This is a genomic window from Segatella copri, assembly GCF_026015625.1.
GTDB classification, from domain to species: domain Bacteria; phylum Bacteroidota; class Bacteroidia; order Bacteroidales; family Bacteroidaceae; genus Prevotella; species Prevotella copri_H.
Window position 1 is genome coordinate 691,108 of the sequence record NZ_JAPDVG010000001.1, and the last position, 15,588, is coordinate 706,695.

General features: G+C 43.2%; 11 protein-coding genes. 10 read left to right on the forward strand and 1 reads right to left on the reverse strand.

Annotated features, from left to right (window positions below):
- Positions 1 to 50: 50 nt before the first annotated feature.
- The 9 genes from ONT19_RS03020 to ONT19_RS03060 all read left to right on the forward strand — a co-directional run bounded on the left by ONT19_RS03020 (position 51) and on the right by ONT19_RS03060 (position 11,276).
- Positions 51 to 935, forward strand: coding sequence for an alpha-1,2-fucosyltransferase (locus ONT19_RS03020; RefSeq protein ID WP_264903899.1), 885 nt, complete (start codon positions 51 to 53; stop codon positions 933 to 935).
- Positions 911 to 2,206, forward strand: coding sequence for a hypothetical protein (locus ONT19_RS03025; protein ID WP_264963855.1), 1,296 nt, complete (start codon positions 911 to 913; stop codon positions 2,204 to 2,206). The genes ONT19_RS03020 and ONT19_RS03025 overlap by 25 nt, the downstream gene beginning before the upstream one ends.
- A 12-nt stretch (positions 2,207 to 2,218) precedes the next feature.
- Positions 2,219 to 3,043 (forward strand): glycosyltransferase, encoded by an 825-nt coding sequence (locus ONT19_RS03030; protein ID WP_264903901.1) that lies wholly within the window; start codon positions 2,219 to 2,221, stop codon positions 3,041 to 3,043.
- A 2-nt stretch (positions 3,044 to 3,045) separates the two neighbouring features.
- The gene (locus ONT19_RS03035; protein WP_264952325.1) at positions 3,046 to 4,944 is read left to right on the forward strand and encodes a hypothetical protein; all 1,899 of its coding nucleotides are present in this window, start codon (positions 3,046 to 3,048) and stop codon (positions 4,942 to 4,944) included.
- 80 nt (positions 4,945 to 5,024) lie between these two features.
- The gene (locus ONT19_RS03040; protein WP_264903903.1) at positions 5,025 to 5,678 is read left to right on the forward strand and encodes a sugar transferase; all 654 of its coding nucleotides are present in this window, start codon (positions 5,025 to 5,027) and stop codon (positions 5,676 to 5,678) included.
- Positions 5,679 to 5,689: 11 nt separating this feature from the next.
- Positions 5,690 to 6,970 carry a DegT/DnrJ/EryC1/StrS family aminotransferase gene (locus ONT19_RS03045; RefSeq protein ID WP_264903904.1) on the forward strand — a complete coding sequence of 427 codons (1,281 nt, stop codon included), beginning with the start codon at positions 5,690 to 5,692 and terminating at the stop codon, positions 6,968 to 6,970.
- Between the two features lie 26 nt (positions 6,971 to 6,996).
- A complete protein-coding gene (locus ONT19_RS03050; RefSeq protein ID WP_264903905.1) occupies positions 6,997 to 8,943 on the forward strand; it encodes a polysaccharide biosynthesis protein in 1,947 nt (648 codons plus the stop codon).
- Between the two features lie 232 nt (positions 8,944 to 9,175).
- On the forward strand, positions 9,176 to 10,507 hold the full coding sequence (locus ONT19_RS03055) for an ATP-binding protein (RefSeq protein WP_264903906.1): 1,332 nt from the start codon (positions 9,176 to 9,178) through the stop codon (positions 10,505 to 10,507).
- Positions 10,488 to 11,276, forward strand: a complete 789-nt coding sequence (locus ONT19_RS03060) for a hypothetical protein (RefSeq protein ID WP_264903907.1) — start codon at positions 10,488 to 10,490, stop codon at positions 11,274 to 11,276. Before ONT19_RS03055 ends, ONT19_RS03060 begins: the two co-directional genes overlap by 20 nt.
- Before the next feature lie 224 nt (positions 11,277 to 11,500).
- Here ONT19_RS03060 and recQ read toward each other — a convergent pair whose 3' ends face one another.
- Positions 11,501 to 13,363, reverse strand: a complete 1,863-nt coding sequence (recQ, locus tag ONT19_RS03065; RefSeq protein WP_264952324.1) for a DNA helicase RecQ — start codon at positions 13,361 to 13,363, stop codon at positions 11,501 to 11,503.
- A gap of 207 nt (positions 13,364 to 13,570) precedes the next feature.
- On the opposite strand from recQ, the gene ONT19_RS03070 reads away from it, so the two are divergent.
- Positions 13,571 to 15,577 carry a dipeptidyl peptidase 3 gene (locus ONT19_RS03070; protein WP_264952323.1) on the forward strand — a complete coding sequence of 669 codons (2,007 nt, stop codon included), beginning with the start codon at positions 13,571 to 13,573 and terminating at the stop codon, positions 15,575 to 15,577.
- Positions 15,578 to 15,588 lie beyond the last annotated feature (11 nt).

The following is a 15,588-nucleotide window of genomic DNA, read 5'->3' on the forward strand; positions in this document are numbered from 1 at the left end:
AAAAATAAAATCACAGCCAAGGTTCTTCTTGGCAAATTATAAGCAAAAAAATGAAAATTGTAAATATAATAGGGGGATTAGGTAACCAAATGTTCCAGTATGCATTTGCTTTAGGTCTAAAATCCAAATTTCCTCATGAGGCTATTAAAATTGATTTGTCTCATTTTAAAGGTTACCCATTACACAATGGATATGAATTAGAACGAGTTTTTGGCTTGAAACTCTTGGATGTTGCTTCATCTGTTGACTTAATGAAGGTATCATATTTTGTTCCAAATTATAAACTCTCACGGCTTGTGAGAAGAGTTTTCCCACATCGGAAGTCTGAGTACATCGAGCCAAGATTGTTTACTGATTGGAGTCACGATATAAATGCAATAAAGGGTAATTGCTATTTTGAGGGAAGCTGGCAAAATTTCAACTACTTCGAAGACATAGAGGTTGATATTCGTAATGCTTTTTCCTTTAAAGACAAGCTTCAAGGCGAAAATTTACAAATCGCTAATTTGGTGGAATCAACCAATAGTGTTTCTATACATATAAGAAGAGGAGATTATTTGTTGGAGGATGAATATGCTGGTATATGTGATGTGCCTTATTATAGCAATGCAATATCATATATAAAAAATAATGTTGCTAATCCTCATTTCTTTATATTTTCTAATGATATTGATTGGTGTAATGAGCATATTGTACCATTATGTGATACTGTAACGTTGGTCTCAGGAAATTCAGCTGAAAAGGCTTATGTTGACATGCAATTAATGTCAATGTGTAAACATAATATAATAGCTCATAGCTCTTTTAGTTGGTGGGCAGCGTGGCTAAATGGGCATGCTGGTAAAATTGTTATTGCTCCTTTTGAATGGATGCATCGACAAGGTTTGACGGATAAACCGCAAATGCCAGATTGGAAATTAATGAAGAATATATAGAATTAAACGGTATGAGTTTAGAGCAAAAAATTAATTATCAGTTGAACAAAGTTCCTGGTGTGAAGAAATACATCAAACGTGCATATCAGTTAGGATGTTATACTGTGAGTAAGAAGATAAAATCAGAGGGGAACATCGAAAAGGTTTCGCCAAATGACGATAAAGAGTACTTTTTTGGTTATTACGATAAGTCGCCATGGGATGCAAGTATGCGCTATTTGATTTGTATGAGGGCGATTAATACTTGGAGCGAACCTGACCCGAAAGGGACTGCAGATATATTGCTGATCGATACTGACGTCAATAATGGGGTGAGAAAAATCGCAACTACTCATACGTGGAATGTTCAGCAAGGTTGTATGGCGCAATGGCTTGGTCCAGATTTTAAATCTCGTATTTTGTATAATGATATGCGTAATGGTAAGTATTGCTCTGTAATCTTGGATATCGTTACAGGTGAAGAACGAATATTGCCTTTGCCATGTTATACGGTGTCATCGGATGGTAAAACTGCGTTATCCTTGGATTTTTCTCGTTTGCATAACTTGCGATTGGGATATGGATATGCTGCTCTTCCTGAAAAAACTAAAGGCATTGCTCTTCCAGATACTGCTGCTATTTGGAGGATGAACTTGGAAACTGGTGAAGTTGTTGATTTGCTAAAATATACAGATTTCTCTGGATTTCAACCACGCCATGAAATGCAAGAAAAAGGCTCTGTTCATAAAGTGAACCATTTGATGATTTCGCCTAATGGAAAACGCTTTATGGTATTGTATCGTTGGTTTTGTGGACAAAGAAAATATACTCGTTTGATTACTTGCAATATAGATGGAACAGATATGTATCTATTGAGTGATGATGATATGGTTAGCCATTGTTTCTGGAAAAATGACCAGGAGATAATTGCATTTGAACGTAAAAAGTCAGATGGCCCAGGCTATTATTTGATGAAGGACAAAACACAAGAATATACGCATTTATGGCCACAATTAAGTAATGATGGTCATCCTAGTTATTGTCCTACAGATAATAATCTAGTTATATTTGACACTTATCCAAGTAGATGTCGAGTCCAAGAATTAAAATTGGGCTATGATACAGATACGACAGGGGAAAGTGTGAAAACTATAGTAAAAGTTTTTTCTCCTTTTAAATATGACAATGATACTCGTTGTGATTTACATCCGCGTTGGAGACAAGACGGAAAGGCGATATGTTTTGATAGCGTATTTGAAGGACATCGAGGGTTATATGTGGTATCAATTTAATAAGCCGTTTGTATGAAAAAATGTGTGGCGGTTCTTCTGCCGATATATAAAAACGATAGTTTGGAATATTTTAAGCTCTCACTTAATAGTGTCTTTTCTCAAACTTTTCATAACTATAAGATTTTTGTAGGTGTTGATGGGGAGGTTCCTTATGCTACAAAAACTTATCTCCAAGAAATGGATAAGCGAGGCGATGTAGAGGTGTGTTGGTTCCCCAAAAATCGAGGGTTAGCTTGTGTCCTGAATGACTTGATAGCTATCGCTCATGTACAAGGCTTTGACTATTTAGCACGTATGGATGCTGATGATGTTATGTTGTCTAGTCGTTTGCAAAAACAAATGTCTTATATGGAGTCTCATAAAGATATTGATGTTGTGGGAGGTGCTATTGAAGAAATGGATAAACAATCTATTTCTCGTGGAAAAACGATAATTTATCCCTTAACTCATCAAGAATGTGTGAACTTCTTCGAGAAGCGTAATCCGCTGGCACATCCTGCGGTTTTGTTCAGATATAGTTTCTTTGAAAAGTTAAAAGGTGCATATCGTGCAGATCATCCAAAGAATCAAGATACGATGCTTTGGTTGGATGGACTGATGGCAGGGTGCAAAATGGCTAACGTCCCTGATGTAGTTTTGCAATTCCGAGTGACTAATGATTTGTTTCGTAAACGTCGCAATGGATGGAATCTTGCAATGAGACAACTTGCTGATAGGTTGGAAGTGAATCGAGGATTAAAATATGGGGTAATGTCATATCTTTATGCCTATGCTACTTTCTTAATGCAGATTTCTCCAGCATGGGTGAAAAAACTTTGTTATCGTTATTTAAGGTGATTATGGCAACGTTAAGACTCTACATATATTCTCGGAACGCAAGACTTAATCCTTTCTTTTCTGATAAGGATGAGCAGGAGTCATTTATTGATGACATCAGGAGAACTCTAACTCATGATTGCGAGATTGAACGCTTTGTCAATTCTTGTGGCGTGGTACTCCTCAATACTCAGAAGACAAGGGATGCACTGCATGTGTTGCAAAGCAAATATGATGCAAACCATCGTGAGATACGTAAGCTAACGATGTTCATCAGTGCTAATGGTCTGGCAGAAAATGAACGATTTTTTGTCTTCGATGCAGGCACGGCAAAATGGAGCGATAGGAGATTGGCTATAGATGAACTCAGAATCTCGTCGACTTCATACGTTGAGTTAGCTATGTATCACAATCAACATTATCATAATTACTTTGAAGTTGAACGTTTTTTTGATGTATATGGCTATGGCTTTGACGGAATAAAGGTCGCTGTGGGTGAGCCAGATAAGAGTAAGAGAAAGTGTAGATTTTGCGGTTGTACAGATCCTGGTAAATACAAGGATGTAGCTCATGCTATCCAAGACTCATTGGGTAATAAATTGCTCGTATGTTACGAAGAGTGCGATGCCTGCAATCATAAGTTGAATGCTGTAGAGGATCATTTCTTGCATCTGATGGATGTGAGAAGATGTATCTTCCATATAGCTCGAAAGAATTCGACAAAATCTCCTCATGTGATTGGAGATAACTTTGCGTTGCATCCTGATGAGAATGGGGATGCTGTGCTCTATCTGAAAAAAGAACCTATTGAAGCCCTCCATATAAATATCGACAAGCCTTTTGGGTATCGTTTGCATCATAAGGCTAACGTCACGAACGAGGGGATATATAAGGCTTTGGCTAAAATGGTGATAGATTTAATGCCATCAGACAGGCTATGCCATTTTACAAATACCATCAAGTGGTTGCGTTCAGAGGAAATCTGGTCTTCTGATGTCTTACCTAGCATTATTTTTGGCAGTTCAAAAGAAAGACTATTTTATAAACAACCTGCACTGGATGTTTGTTTCAACAAAGAAGAGGATGGACCTTATTGTACAGGTATCCTTTGGATTTATGATGTTGTCTATCTGTTTGTGATGCCATTCGTGGATGTTGATAGGGGAAAGTTTAAATGGGATGGAAGTCTTGTAGAACATTGGAAATTCCTCTTGGATAGATTCATGATACAGTCACTGAATTTGCAAGATGGATGGGACTGGCATCGGGCTGCTCCATGGATTGATATGACAATAGAGTTTCCCAATCCCCGAATCATACTGAAAGATGGAAATGACGATGTGTTCGTGGAAGCTCAAGTAAAGAAAGATGATGAAGAAGCGGTGTCTTTCCCTGCTTTTACTTCCGAAGGTATTATTGTCAACAGGGTGAAAGTAGATTTTTATTGCCAATATCATGGCGAAGCAATTCCAATAGAAGAACTTCACGATTTAACCTTTCATTTTGATATTCCAATATACGAGATAGAACCACGTACTAATCAAATTGTTGTAAAGACAAGCATTCAAGTGAATGACACGACTGACAAAGTAGCTTATTTCGCAGAGAGTTTCAAGGTAGTTTTCTCTTTGAAGTATTTTCGCCGTTTTGTCAGACTAGAGTATGCGAAGAAAGGTGAACTAAATAATTTAGCAATTGATATAGCTCTTAGAGATTATCTTTTTGAGCAAGCCTTGAAAGCTGCTGAAAATAAGGCAAAACCTAAAAGGGAAAACACATCTTTCGAGGTGTGCTCTTTGGTGAAATTGCTACAGTATAAAGAACGGTTGCTGTCCTTGGCTTATTGGAAAGTGAGGATAAAAAAGCGATTCTTTGTTTTTTCAGACTGCATTATTCATGGAGTGGACTATCTCCCACAATAGTTACAAGCAAGGAAATGCTCGGTGGTTTCGGATAAATGCCGGTTATGTCTTTGCCCTAGAAAATATTTAAAAAGGAAAATATGATTATGAAATGGATATTTGACCGACTGATGGCATTGGTTGGTCTGATGGTGCTATGGCCGGTTTTGCTGGTCGTGGCTATATTGATTCGTGTGAAAATGCCAGGTGGTCCTGCTTTCTTCTGTCAGAAGAGGGTGGGGAAGAATGGCAAGCTGTTCACCTGCCATAAGTTTCGCTCCATGACAGTGAAGCACAATGGCTCGTCGGTTTCGGTGGCAGGCGACAATCGCATCACGCCTTTGGGGGCTAAGTTGAGACACTATAAGTTGGATGAACTGCCCGAGTTATGGGATGTACTTGTTGGTAACATGAGTTTCGTGGGACCTCGCCCAGACGTGCCAGGCTACGCAGACCAGTTGAAGGGCGATGACAGGGTGGTGCTTAAACTCCGTCCTGGTATCACGGGACCCGCTACCTTGAAATACCGACTGGAGGACGAGATGATCTCAGATTATGTAGCCAAGAGGCAACTGGAGGGAGACCATCGTGCGGCGCAAGATATTGCCGTGGAGTATAACGACCAGGTGATTTACCCCGACAAGGTACGTATCAATAGGTATTATTATGAGCATTATTCTTTCTGCAAGGACATACAGATGATTTTTTGTACGGTGCTGGGAAAGAAAATGAAATATGCTGGAGAAACAATATAAAAGATATTACTATGGATAAGGAAAGAAAAACGATTTACTTGTGCCTCGCCCACATGAGCGAGGAGGGTATGGAACAGAAATACGTGAAGGAGGCTTTCGATACCAACTGGGTGGTGCCGCTGGGACCTAACGTGAACGGATTCGAGGACGACTTGAAAACTTTCGTTTCTAAGAACAGCGATGGCTCTGAGTTGTCTCGTGAGGTGGTGGCGCTGAGCGCTGGTACTGCTGCTGTTCACTTGGGTTTGCTGGCTTGCGGTGTAGGTCCTGGTGATGAGGTTTGCGTACAGAGTTTTACTTTCTGTGCTTCTTCTCATCCTATTACTTATCTTGGTGCTACGCCTATATTCATCGACTCGGAACCAAACACATGGAACATGGATCCTGATCTGCTGGAAAAAGCCATCATCGACCGCAAGGAGAAGACGGGTAAGTATCCGAAGGCTATCGTGCCAGTGGCTCTCTATGGCATGCCTTACGACTGCGACCGCATCATGGCGATAGCCGACAAGTATGGTATTCCTGTGGTGGAGGATGCCGCTGAGGGATTCGGATCACGCTACAAAGGACAGGTGCTGGGCACTTTCGGTAAGTTTGGCGTGCTGAGTTTCAACGGCAACAAGATGATTACCACCTCGGGAGGCGGTGCCTTGATATGCCGCAATGCGGAGGACAAGAACCAAATCATGTGGTATGCCACGCAGGCTCGCGACTCCTATCCTTACTACCAACATACCGCCATCGGCTACAACTACCGAATGAGCAACGTGTGCGCTGGCATAGGAAGGGGGCAGATGACGGTGCTCGAAGACCATATTGCTCACCACAAGCACGTGCAGCAACTCTACAAGGAACTGTTGAAAGGTGTGGAGGGCATCACGCTGCATGAGGCGCCTAATGCTGACTATGATTCTAACTTCTGGCTCTGCACCATCGTGCTGGATGATAAACTGAAAGTCAAGGGGCAGGAGAATGCTTACAAGGAGGTGGTGAAGACTGCCGTGGGTGGTGCCGCTGGCGTGATTCATGTGGTGGATTCGCCTACTACCGACTGCCAGCCTAACGAGAACGTGGAGGCGATGCGTGTGTTCATGCTTTCGAAGAAGATTGAGGCTCGCCCTGTGTGGAAACCGATGCACAAGCAGCCTGTATATCAGGATGCTCCTGCTTATGTGAATGGCGTGAGCGAGGCTATCTTCAAGATTGGTATGTGTTTGCCTGCCGGTCCTATGGTGAGCGATGATGATGTGCGCTATATTGTGGAGTGCATCAAGGAAGCTATTGAGTACTAAAACAACGAGACTTAGAGAAACTCTTTATGAAATTTATTTCAAAACTTAGAGAATGGTATTTTACTAAAAATGCCCTTCCTTACTGGTGTGTGCTTATCCTCGACTGTCTGATCCTTTTGTTTTCAGGTGTATTATGCTATTATTTGGATCATGGGGGCAGCGAACTGACAAATAACTTCTGGCCGCTGCTGGGTACGCTATGCGTCTATCTCATTGCCTATCTGATAGGCATCCGGCTGATGCACACTTACCAGGCTATCATCCGCTACTCTTCGTTTGTGGATTTGAGTCGTATCGCATCTGCCAATGCCATCGGCTTCGTTATCATTGCCATAGCCCGATATTACGTTCATGTGGATAGATGGTTGGAGCCAGTGCGTATACGTGAACTGTTCTTTACCTTCCTCATCGCTACTCTGATGATGACGGCTTTGCGTGTGGTTGTAAAAATGTTATACGACTCGATGCATACGGGCAAGGCGACACGTGTGTTTATCTATGGTACGCACAGTGGAGGCGTTGGGTTGGCGAAGATGATTCGCAGCACCAAACCTTCTCGATTTGTCCTGAAGGGATTCGTGAGTGATACCGTGAATGGAAAGGGCAAGTATATGATGGGCGTGGAGATATTCCGCAACGATGCGCATCTGGTGGATGAAATGAAGAAGGAGAATGCTGATGCTTTGCTGGTTTCTCCTTTGAAGAGTGAGGAACTGCGCAAGAATACGGAGATGATTAACAGCCTGGTAGATAACGACATCAAACTCTTCGTGTTGGCGGGTGCGCAGGAATGGGATGGCAAGACCAACTTCTCGCATTCGCAAATTAAGGAAGTGGACATCGAGGATCTTCTGCCTCGTGAGAAGATTGAGGTTGATATGAAGGCTGTGGGTAATCTGCTGTCTGGTAAGCGTATCCTGATAACGGGTGCAGCTGGTAGCATTGGTAGTGAGATGGTGAGACAGATTGCCATCTATCAGCCGAATGAACTCATCTTGGTGGATCAGGCTGAGACTCCATTGCATGACGTGCGTCTGATGATGGCGAAGAATTTTCCGCAAATCGAGGCGTTCACCTTGATGGCGAGCATACAGAACAAGCCTAGGATGGAGAAAATCTTCCGTGAACACAGGCCTGACTACGTATTCCACGCCGCAGCCTACAAGCATGTGCCGATGATGGAGGACAATCCGAGCGAGAGCATCCAAAACAATGTGGATGGCACGAGGGTGATAGCCGACTTGAGCGTGAAGTATGGCGTGAGGAAGTTTGTGATGATTTCCACCGATAAGGCGGTGAACCCTACCAACGTGATGGGCTGTTCGAAGCGTATCTGCGAAATCTATGTGCAGAGTCTGGACAAGGCTATCAAGGAGGGAAAGATTTATGCTGATGCTTGTCTGGATGACGCTGGTATGCCTGTGAAGGCTGTGACGCAGTTTGTTACTACTCGTTTTGGTAACGTGTTGGGTAGTAATGGTTCGGTGATTCCACTCTTCAAGGAGCAGATTAAAAACGGCGGTCCTGTGACGGTGACGCATCCCGACATCATCCGCTTCTTCATGTTGATACCTGAGGCTTGCAAACTGGTTTTGGAGGCTGGTACAATGGGAAATGGCGGTGAGATTTTCGTGTTCGACATGGGACAGCCTGTGAAGATTGTGGATTTGGCTAAGCGCATGATTAAGTTGAGCGGTGCTAAGAATATTGAAATCAAGTTTACCGGTCTTCGTGATGGTGAGAAACTGTACGAGGAGGTGCTCAACGACAAGGAAGTGACGCTCCCTACCTTCCACAAGAAAATCAAGATTGCGAAGGTGCGTGAGTATGACTATGCCGATGTATGCAAGGAACTGGACGAACTGTCATGCATAGCCCAGACCTTTGATGATATGAAAATCGTGGGTATGATGAAGCGAATCGTTCCTGAGTACAAGAGTCAGCATTCTAAATATCAGGCATTGGATAAATAACGGAATACCAAGCTTCGGAAAGATAAGCTGGTAGATAGGAATAAGAGATCCCGGCTCTGAGATTCAAAAAGGAATCTCTGGGTCGGGATTTTTGCGTTTGTGAAGGTGGTGGATGGGGGCGTGGCTGCATGGGGGAAAGTGTGATGGCTTTTCGTGTTAAAAACTATGAAATCTTAGGTGTTTTCATATAATAGTTGTACCTTTGCGAAAATAATTATAAATGATTGAATAAATGAGCAAGTATCGTTTTTCTATATGTAGCTATCATGCTATCAAGGAGGCTGATATCCTGATAGATGGTATCACCGTGTTGGCAGGGCCAAATGGATGTGGTAAGAGTACTATATCTAAATGGTTGTATTATATGATAGATATTGCTACGGACTTTGACTCCTATCTGGTTAAAGGATATAAAACAGAAATAAATTCATTGCTGCAAAATGTCAGTCGTGCCATCAGGGAAATGTGGGAACTACATAGAGGCATTAACAATGGACAGAATATTTTGCAATCTGTTGACGATTTAAAACTCGATGATAATTTCTCATTAGACTCAATAGGCGAATACTCTGGTAAGCTACATTTGTTTATAGGTGAATTTGCCTTACAACTGGATAAATTCTTGAATGCCGAGAATGTTCAAGAACAACGAAAAGACAGAGTTCTTAATTTCTTGAATCAGAATTTGGATGGTGAGGAAAAGGCTAGGAATGCTCAAACTTTTGCTGAGTTGATAAGCCTACAGGTAGATAAAATGCAGCAAGAGGTATTGTATAAAAGCGAGGATCGCTCCTTGACAGATGTCTTGTCTTTTCTTCATACATATCTATATGAAGATGAGATGGTTCCTTTTAAAATCTCCTTGCAAGAGGAAGGGGTCAACATTATATCTGATGGGAGATTAGGCTCTCTCTTTAATCTGGACAAAGCGATTTACATAGACACTCCAATGGCTTTCGGCTTGGATGACTTCCTAAAGAATGTGTTTTGGCAAAGATTAAGAAAATTAATGCTAGAGGAAAATGGTTGCCATAATAAGCAAAACATACGGTTGCTATATCGCATATCAGAAATTCTAAATGGAAAAATTAATGTTTCTGACAGTTTGTTGGGCAATAAAGAAATGTATTATGAGCGCAAGGATGGCAAGCTGTTGCTTCCTTTGGATAAAATCGCTACTGGTATGAAGTCGTTTGCCTATCTTTTCCAGTTGATAAAGAATGGTCATTTGGATGACAAGACGGTTCTTATGATAGATGAGCCGGAAGTTCATTTGCACCCTCAGTGGATTGTTGTCTTTGCTAGATTATTGATTCTTATCCGTAAGTCATTGGGAGTGAAAATAGTCTTGGCGAGTCATAATCCTGACTTTGTCGCTGCCATCAAGGCAATAGCCAAAAAGGAACAAATCTTGGATGAAACAAACTTCTATTTAGCTCAGAGTGTGGATGATGATGGGTTTCAATATGCTTTTAAGCCTCTCGGCAGTGACATCGAGCCTATCTTCAATTCGTTCAATATAGCATTGGAAAGGATTCAGCAATATGGCGATACAGATCTTTGATAATGGGTGTGTAGAGTCGCACCCCATTTATGAAAAAGCTGGGGCGCTACTAAGTGACGTTTGTAAAAGGGATTATAAAGATAATTTTTTTGACGAGCGAATAGAATGTTTGGACATGGATACCTATGAGACAATGATTTGTGGCGGGCAAAAGCAAGCTACAATGGATGCGGTAATAGGCATCGCTGATTACGAAAATAACCGTAAGACTACCGGTAAGTTGCTAATGGTTGAGTTGAGGTTGGGGTATAAATCGACTGATGGACTAGAGACTGCTAGCTTGAATCGTAAAGTATCGCATACTCTTGAACTGTTGAATCCTGCTGTTTGTCTAGTTTCTGACAAGGCAATATTTGTTTTTAATGAATTGCTGTATCAACAAGCGATTCGTTGGATGTTCTCTAAAAGGTATTCCAATGTCTCAAAAAAGGAGTGGGTGGTAATGAGTCCCAAGATGTTTTGCAAGGCCTATCTCGCTCCAGAAGATTTGCCTTATCAGTCAATCAACGATTTTGTAAAAGGCAAGGCTGACTTTGCAAAGATGTTGGAGAATAAATCTTGGCAACAGATTTATAAAAGTCTTCAATGGTGGGCAAAAGCTTATTATAAGTATTCTTACATCGCAGAAGAGGCAACTCTGATAGCTAGTCTCATCTCAGAAGTATGGGAGAAACTGAAGTCTCATAAGCAGGAAATGACAGATGATGATCTCTTAAGTTTTAGTATTTACGCAGAGGATTATCCAGTTTTTAATTTAGATGAAATTTAATTCTCTATATTTTAATATATGCTATTCCCGGCTCGGAGATTCAAAAAGGAATCTCTGGGCCGGGATTGTTTTTTTTGTTAAAATCGTAGAAATGCTTGGTTGTTTCGGGGATTTTGAAGTTCAACAAGAGTGCCGAGGAGGCTCTCGCCCAGATAGACGCAAAGCACTATGCCGACGCCTTCAAGATGAGTGGCAAGACAAGCTGAAAATGCAGAAAATTTCTGTTATAGTCCTGTATATTTCCTGATAGCCTTGATGAAGGTATCGCCATATTTATTGAGCTTGAATTCTCCGATACCACTGATCAGACTCATGGCATTCTTGGTGGTAGGTTTCATTCTTGCGAGTTCATGAAGGCTCTTGTCGCTGAGTACGATATATGGAGGATAACCCTGTTCGTCGGCAAGGTTCTTGCGTATCTTTCTGAGGTGTTCAAAGAGTCCTTTGTCTTCCACGCCTTTCGAGTCTTCCTGGAAGATGACACGTTCGGCATGCACCTCAGGAATGAGATTTCCCGGCTGGGCGATGGCGCCCTTCCTGTTGCGTACCGTTTTCTGTGGGCGGGTGGCTTTATCGTCTTCTTCGATATAAGCCAGCGAAACATGATGTTCTCCCTTCAGTACCTTCCAGCCTAAATCGGTAACCTTCATGTAGTTGTGGTTGTTGTAGGCAATCTCGAAGAATCCCATCTGCAGCATCTGCAGCAGATAAGCATTCCAGTCTTTAGATGTTGTATCCCTGCCCACACCGAAGGTTTTCATCTCGTTGTATTTGTTTTTCACAACTGCAGAAGAATGCATGCCTCTCAGAATCTCGATGCAGGTACCTACTGCAATATGCTCACCCGAACGGACCACGGCACTCAGGGCTTTCTGGGCTCTGATGGTGCCGTCGAAGGTGCGTGGAGGATTCTTGCAAACATCACAGTTGCCGCAGTTGCAGGATGATGTCTCGCCAAAATAATTCAGCAGAATGCGTCGTCGGCATACTCTCGATTCGGCATATTCCTCCATGCGGCGCAGTTTCTCCATGTTCACATCACGCTGTCCGCTTTCTTCACAGAAAGAACGGAGGGTGATAATGTCGGCCATCGAATAGAACAGCACGGTATCTGATGGTGCTCCATCTCTTCCGGCTCTACCTATTTCCTGATAGAAACTCTCGATGCTTTTAGGCATATTATAGTGGATTACCCAGCGCACATTACTCTTGTCGATGCCCATTCCGAAAGCGATGGTAGCACATACCACCTGAATCTGGTCCATCTTGAACCGCTCCTGTACTGATGCTCTGGTCTGGGCAGTCATTCCGGCGTGATAGGCTGCGGCATTGATACCCAGATCGATAAGTTCCTGAGCTACCATTTCGGTGTTCTTGCGGGAGAGACAGTAGATGATGCCTGCTTCTTCCTGATGATTACTGATGAAGCGGGTGATGTATTGGAGCTTTGCCTTTTTGGTGCTCTCCTGTCTTACGGTGAGGGAGAGGTTGGGGCGGTCGAAACTGCTTACGAACGTCTGCCCATTGAGATGAAGCTGGCGTATGATATCTTCGCGCGTTATCTTGTCGGCTGTGGCTGTGAGCGCCATCACCGGGACATTGCGGAAATTCTCGTGCAGCATACCGAGTTGCGAATACTCCGGACGGAAATCGTGTCCCCACTGGCTGATGCAGTGGGCCTCGTCAACGGCAAAGAGCGAAATCTTGATGTTGCTGAATAAATAAGGTATCTCGCTGATGAGTTTTTCGGGCGAAACATAAAGAAGTTTCAGTTCTCCCTTCTCGCATCGGCGTCGGATGATGAGTTCATCGGTCGTGTCGTTTCCGCTGTTCAGTGCCTCTGCCGGGATACCGTTTGCCTTGAGCGCCTCCACCTGGTCGTGCATCAGACTGATGAGCGGTGAAATGACCACAGCCGTACCTTCCATAGCTAATGCGGGAACCTGGTAGCACAGACTCTTTCCACCACCTGTCGGCATGAGAACCAGACAGTCGTGTCCCTGCATTACCTCTCTGATAATCGCCTCTTGGTTGGGGCGGAAGGAGTCGTATCCAAAATAGCTTTTTAATATCTCGTTTATCTGCATGATTGCCGTTTTATGATTTATGCCTTTACCAGCATGTTTTTGTTTTGTTTTTCATGCAAAGGTAATGAATAATCTGCATAAATAAAAGTTTTCTCCAAGAAAAAGTGCATATTTCAAGTAAAAAACTTTGCAAAGAGCGAAAAACAGGAGGAAAAGTTTGGTATGTGGAAAAAATGTATTACTTTTGCATGGTAAAAACAGATAAAAATGGCAAAATGTAATGTAAACACTCAAGAGCGATTTGCCGATATCCAGATGCTCCGTTATGAGCTGAAGGGTTTCGAAAACCTGTCGCTCACACAGAAAATTTATATTTATTGCTTGTCGAAGGCAACCCTCTTGGGACGAGATATTACCTTCGACCAGCAGGGCAAATACAATCTGCGCATCCGTAAAACCCTGGAGGCTGTATACCGTCATTACGAGGGTAATCGAGAAAGCGAAGATTTCAAGGCTTTCGAAGTTTATCTGAAACGTGTCTGGTTTGCCAGCGGCATCCATCATCACTATGGATGTGAAAAGTTTGTGCCAGGATTTTCAGAGGAATCTTTCTATGAGATGGTTGGGGCTGTAGCCGATGAATACCTGCCTCTTTCCAAGGGACAGAGCAAGGAAGACCTGTTGGGCATTCTGGTGCCTGTCATCTTCAATCCGGAAGTCATGCCTAAGCGCGTGAATCAGACGGATGGCGAGGATCTGGTGCAGACTTCAGCCTGCAATTTCTATGAGAATGTTTCTCAGGCAGAAGTAGAACGTTTCTATGCCAGGATGAAGGAAGAGGGCAACGAACAGGCACCTTCGTATGGACTGAACTCTAAACTGACCAAGCGTAATGGTGAACTGGTGGAGCTGAAATGGACAGAAGACGGCCTCTATGGCGCAGCTATCAAGGAGATTGTTTCATGGTTGCTCCGTGCTCAGAAATATGCAGAAAATGAGGAACAGAAACATCTCATCGATCTCCTGGTGAAGTATTACCGTACAGGCGATCTGAAGGATTTCGACCGTTACAGCATTGCCTGGGTGCAGCAGCACGAGGGAATGATTGATTTCATCAACGGATTTATCGAAGTGTATGGCGATCCGCTCGGACTGAAAGGTACTTGGGAAGGCATCGTAGAATATAAAGATCTTGAAGCAACGAAGCGCACCCAGACCATCAGTCAGAATGCCCAGTGGTTTGAAGATCATTCTCCTGTAGACCCACGTTTCCGCAAGCCGGAGGTGAAGGGTGTTACTGCCAATGTCATCTGTGCGGCGATGTTGGGTGGTGAAGAGTATCCTGCTTCTGCCATCGGCATCAATCTTCCGAATGCCAACTGGATCCGTCAGGAATATGGTTCTAAGAGTGTGACCATCGGTAATCTGACCGAGGCATATAACAAGGCAGCTCAAGGCAATGGTTTCCGCGATGAATTCGTTATCGACGAGGATACCATCAGTCTGATGAATCAGTACGAGGATATTACAGATGATCTGCATACCGACCTGCATGAGTGTCTGGGACATGGTAGTGGACAGCTCTTGCCTGGTACCGACCCTGATGCACTGAAGGCGTATGGCAGTACGATAGAAGAGGCGAGAGCCGATCTTTTCGGACTCTATTATGTAGCCGACCATAAATTGGTAGAACTGGGTCTGACTCCGAATGATGAGGCATACAAGGCTCAGTATTTCGGTTATCTGATGAACGGTCTGCTCACCCAGACCATCCGCATCAAGGAAGGCGACAAGATAGAGGAAGCCCACATGCGCAACCGTGCGCTGATAGCCTGGTGGGTGATGGAACATGCCGAGGGTGCTGTGGAACTGGTGAAGATGGATATGAACTATGCTTCTGCCGAGGATGCTTTGAAGGACAGTGAGGGCAATATCATTACGACGAAGACTTATGTGAAGATTAATGATTATGCCAAGCTCCGCCATCTCTTCGGTGAGTTGCTTGCTGAAATTCAGCGCATCAAGAGTGAGGGCGATTTCGAGGCTGCCCGCCTGTTGGTAGAGAAGTATGCCGTGAATATCGATCCGGAATTGCATCGCGAGATACTGGCAAGATACAAGAAACTGAATCTCGCTCCATACAAGGGATTCATCAATCCGAAGATGACGCTGGAGATGGATGAAGAAGGCGAAATTACAGACGTGGTATTGGATTATGAGGAGAGCTATGTCGACCAGATGTTGCGCTACTCTGATGAATACGGAACGCTTTAGAAAGTTAATAG

Coding starts and splice junctions, on each gene's coding strand:
- ONT19_RS03020 (WP_264903899.1), top strand. CDS start 51: ATGAAAATTGTAAATATAATAGGGGGATTAGGTAACCAAATGTTCCAG.
- ONT19_RS03030 (WP_264903901.1), top strand. CDS start 2,219: ATGAAAAAATGTGTGGCGGTTCTTCTGCCGATATATAAAAACGATAGT.
- ONT19_RS03035 (WP_264952325.1), top strand. CDS start 3,046: ATGGCAACGTTAAGACTCTACATATATTCTCGGAACGCAAGACTTAAT.
- ONT19_RS03040 (WP_264903903.1), top strand. CDS start 5,025: ATGATTATGAAATGGATATTTGACCGACTGATGGCATTGGTTGGTCTG.
- ONT19_RS03045 (WP_264903904.1), top strand. CDS start 5,690: ATGGATAAGGAAAGAAAAACGATTTACTTGTGCCTCGCCCACATGAGC.
- ONT19_RS03050 (WP_264903905.1), top strand. CDS start 6,997: ATGAAATTTATTTCAAAACTTAGAGAATGGTATTTTACTAAAAATGCC.
- ONT19_RS03055 (WP_264903906.1), top strand. CDS start 9,176: ATGAGCAAGTATCGTTTTTCTATATGTAGCTATCATGCTATCAAGGAG.
- ONT19_RS03060 (WP_264903907.1), top strand. CDS start 10,488: ATGGCGATACAGATCTTTGATAATGGGTGTGTAGAGTCGCACCCCATT.
- recQ (WP_264952324.1), bottom strand. CDS start 13,363: ATGCAGATAAACGAGATATTAAAAAGCTATTTTGGATACGACTCCTTC.
- ONT19_RS03070 (WP_264952323.1), top strand. CDS start 13,571: ATGGCAAAATGTAATGTAAACACTCAAGAGCGATTTGCCGATATCCAG.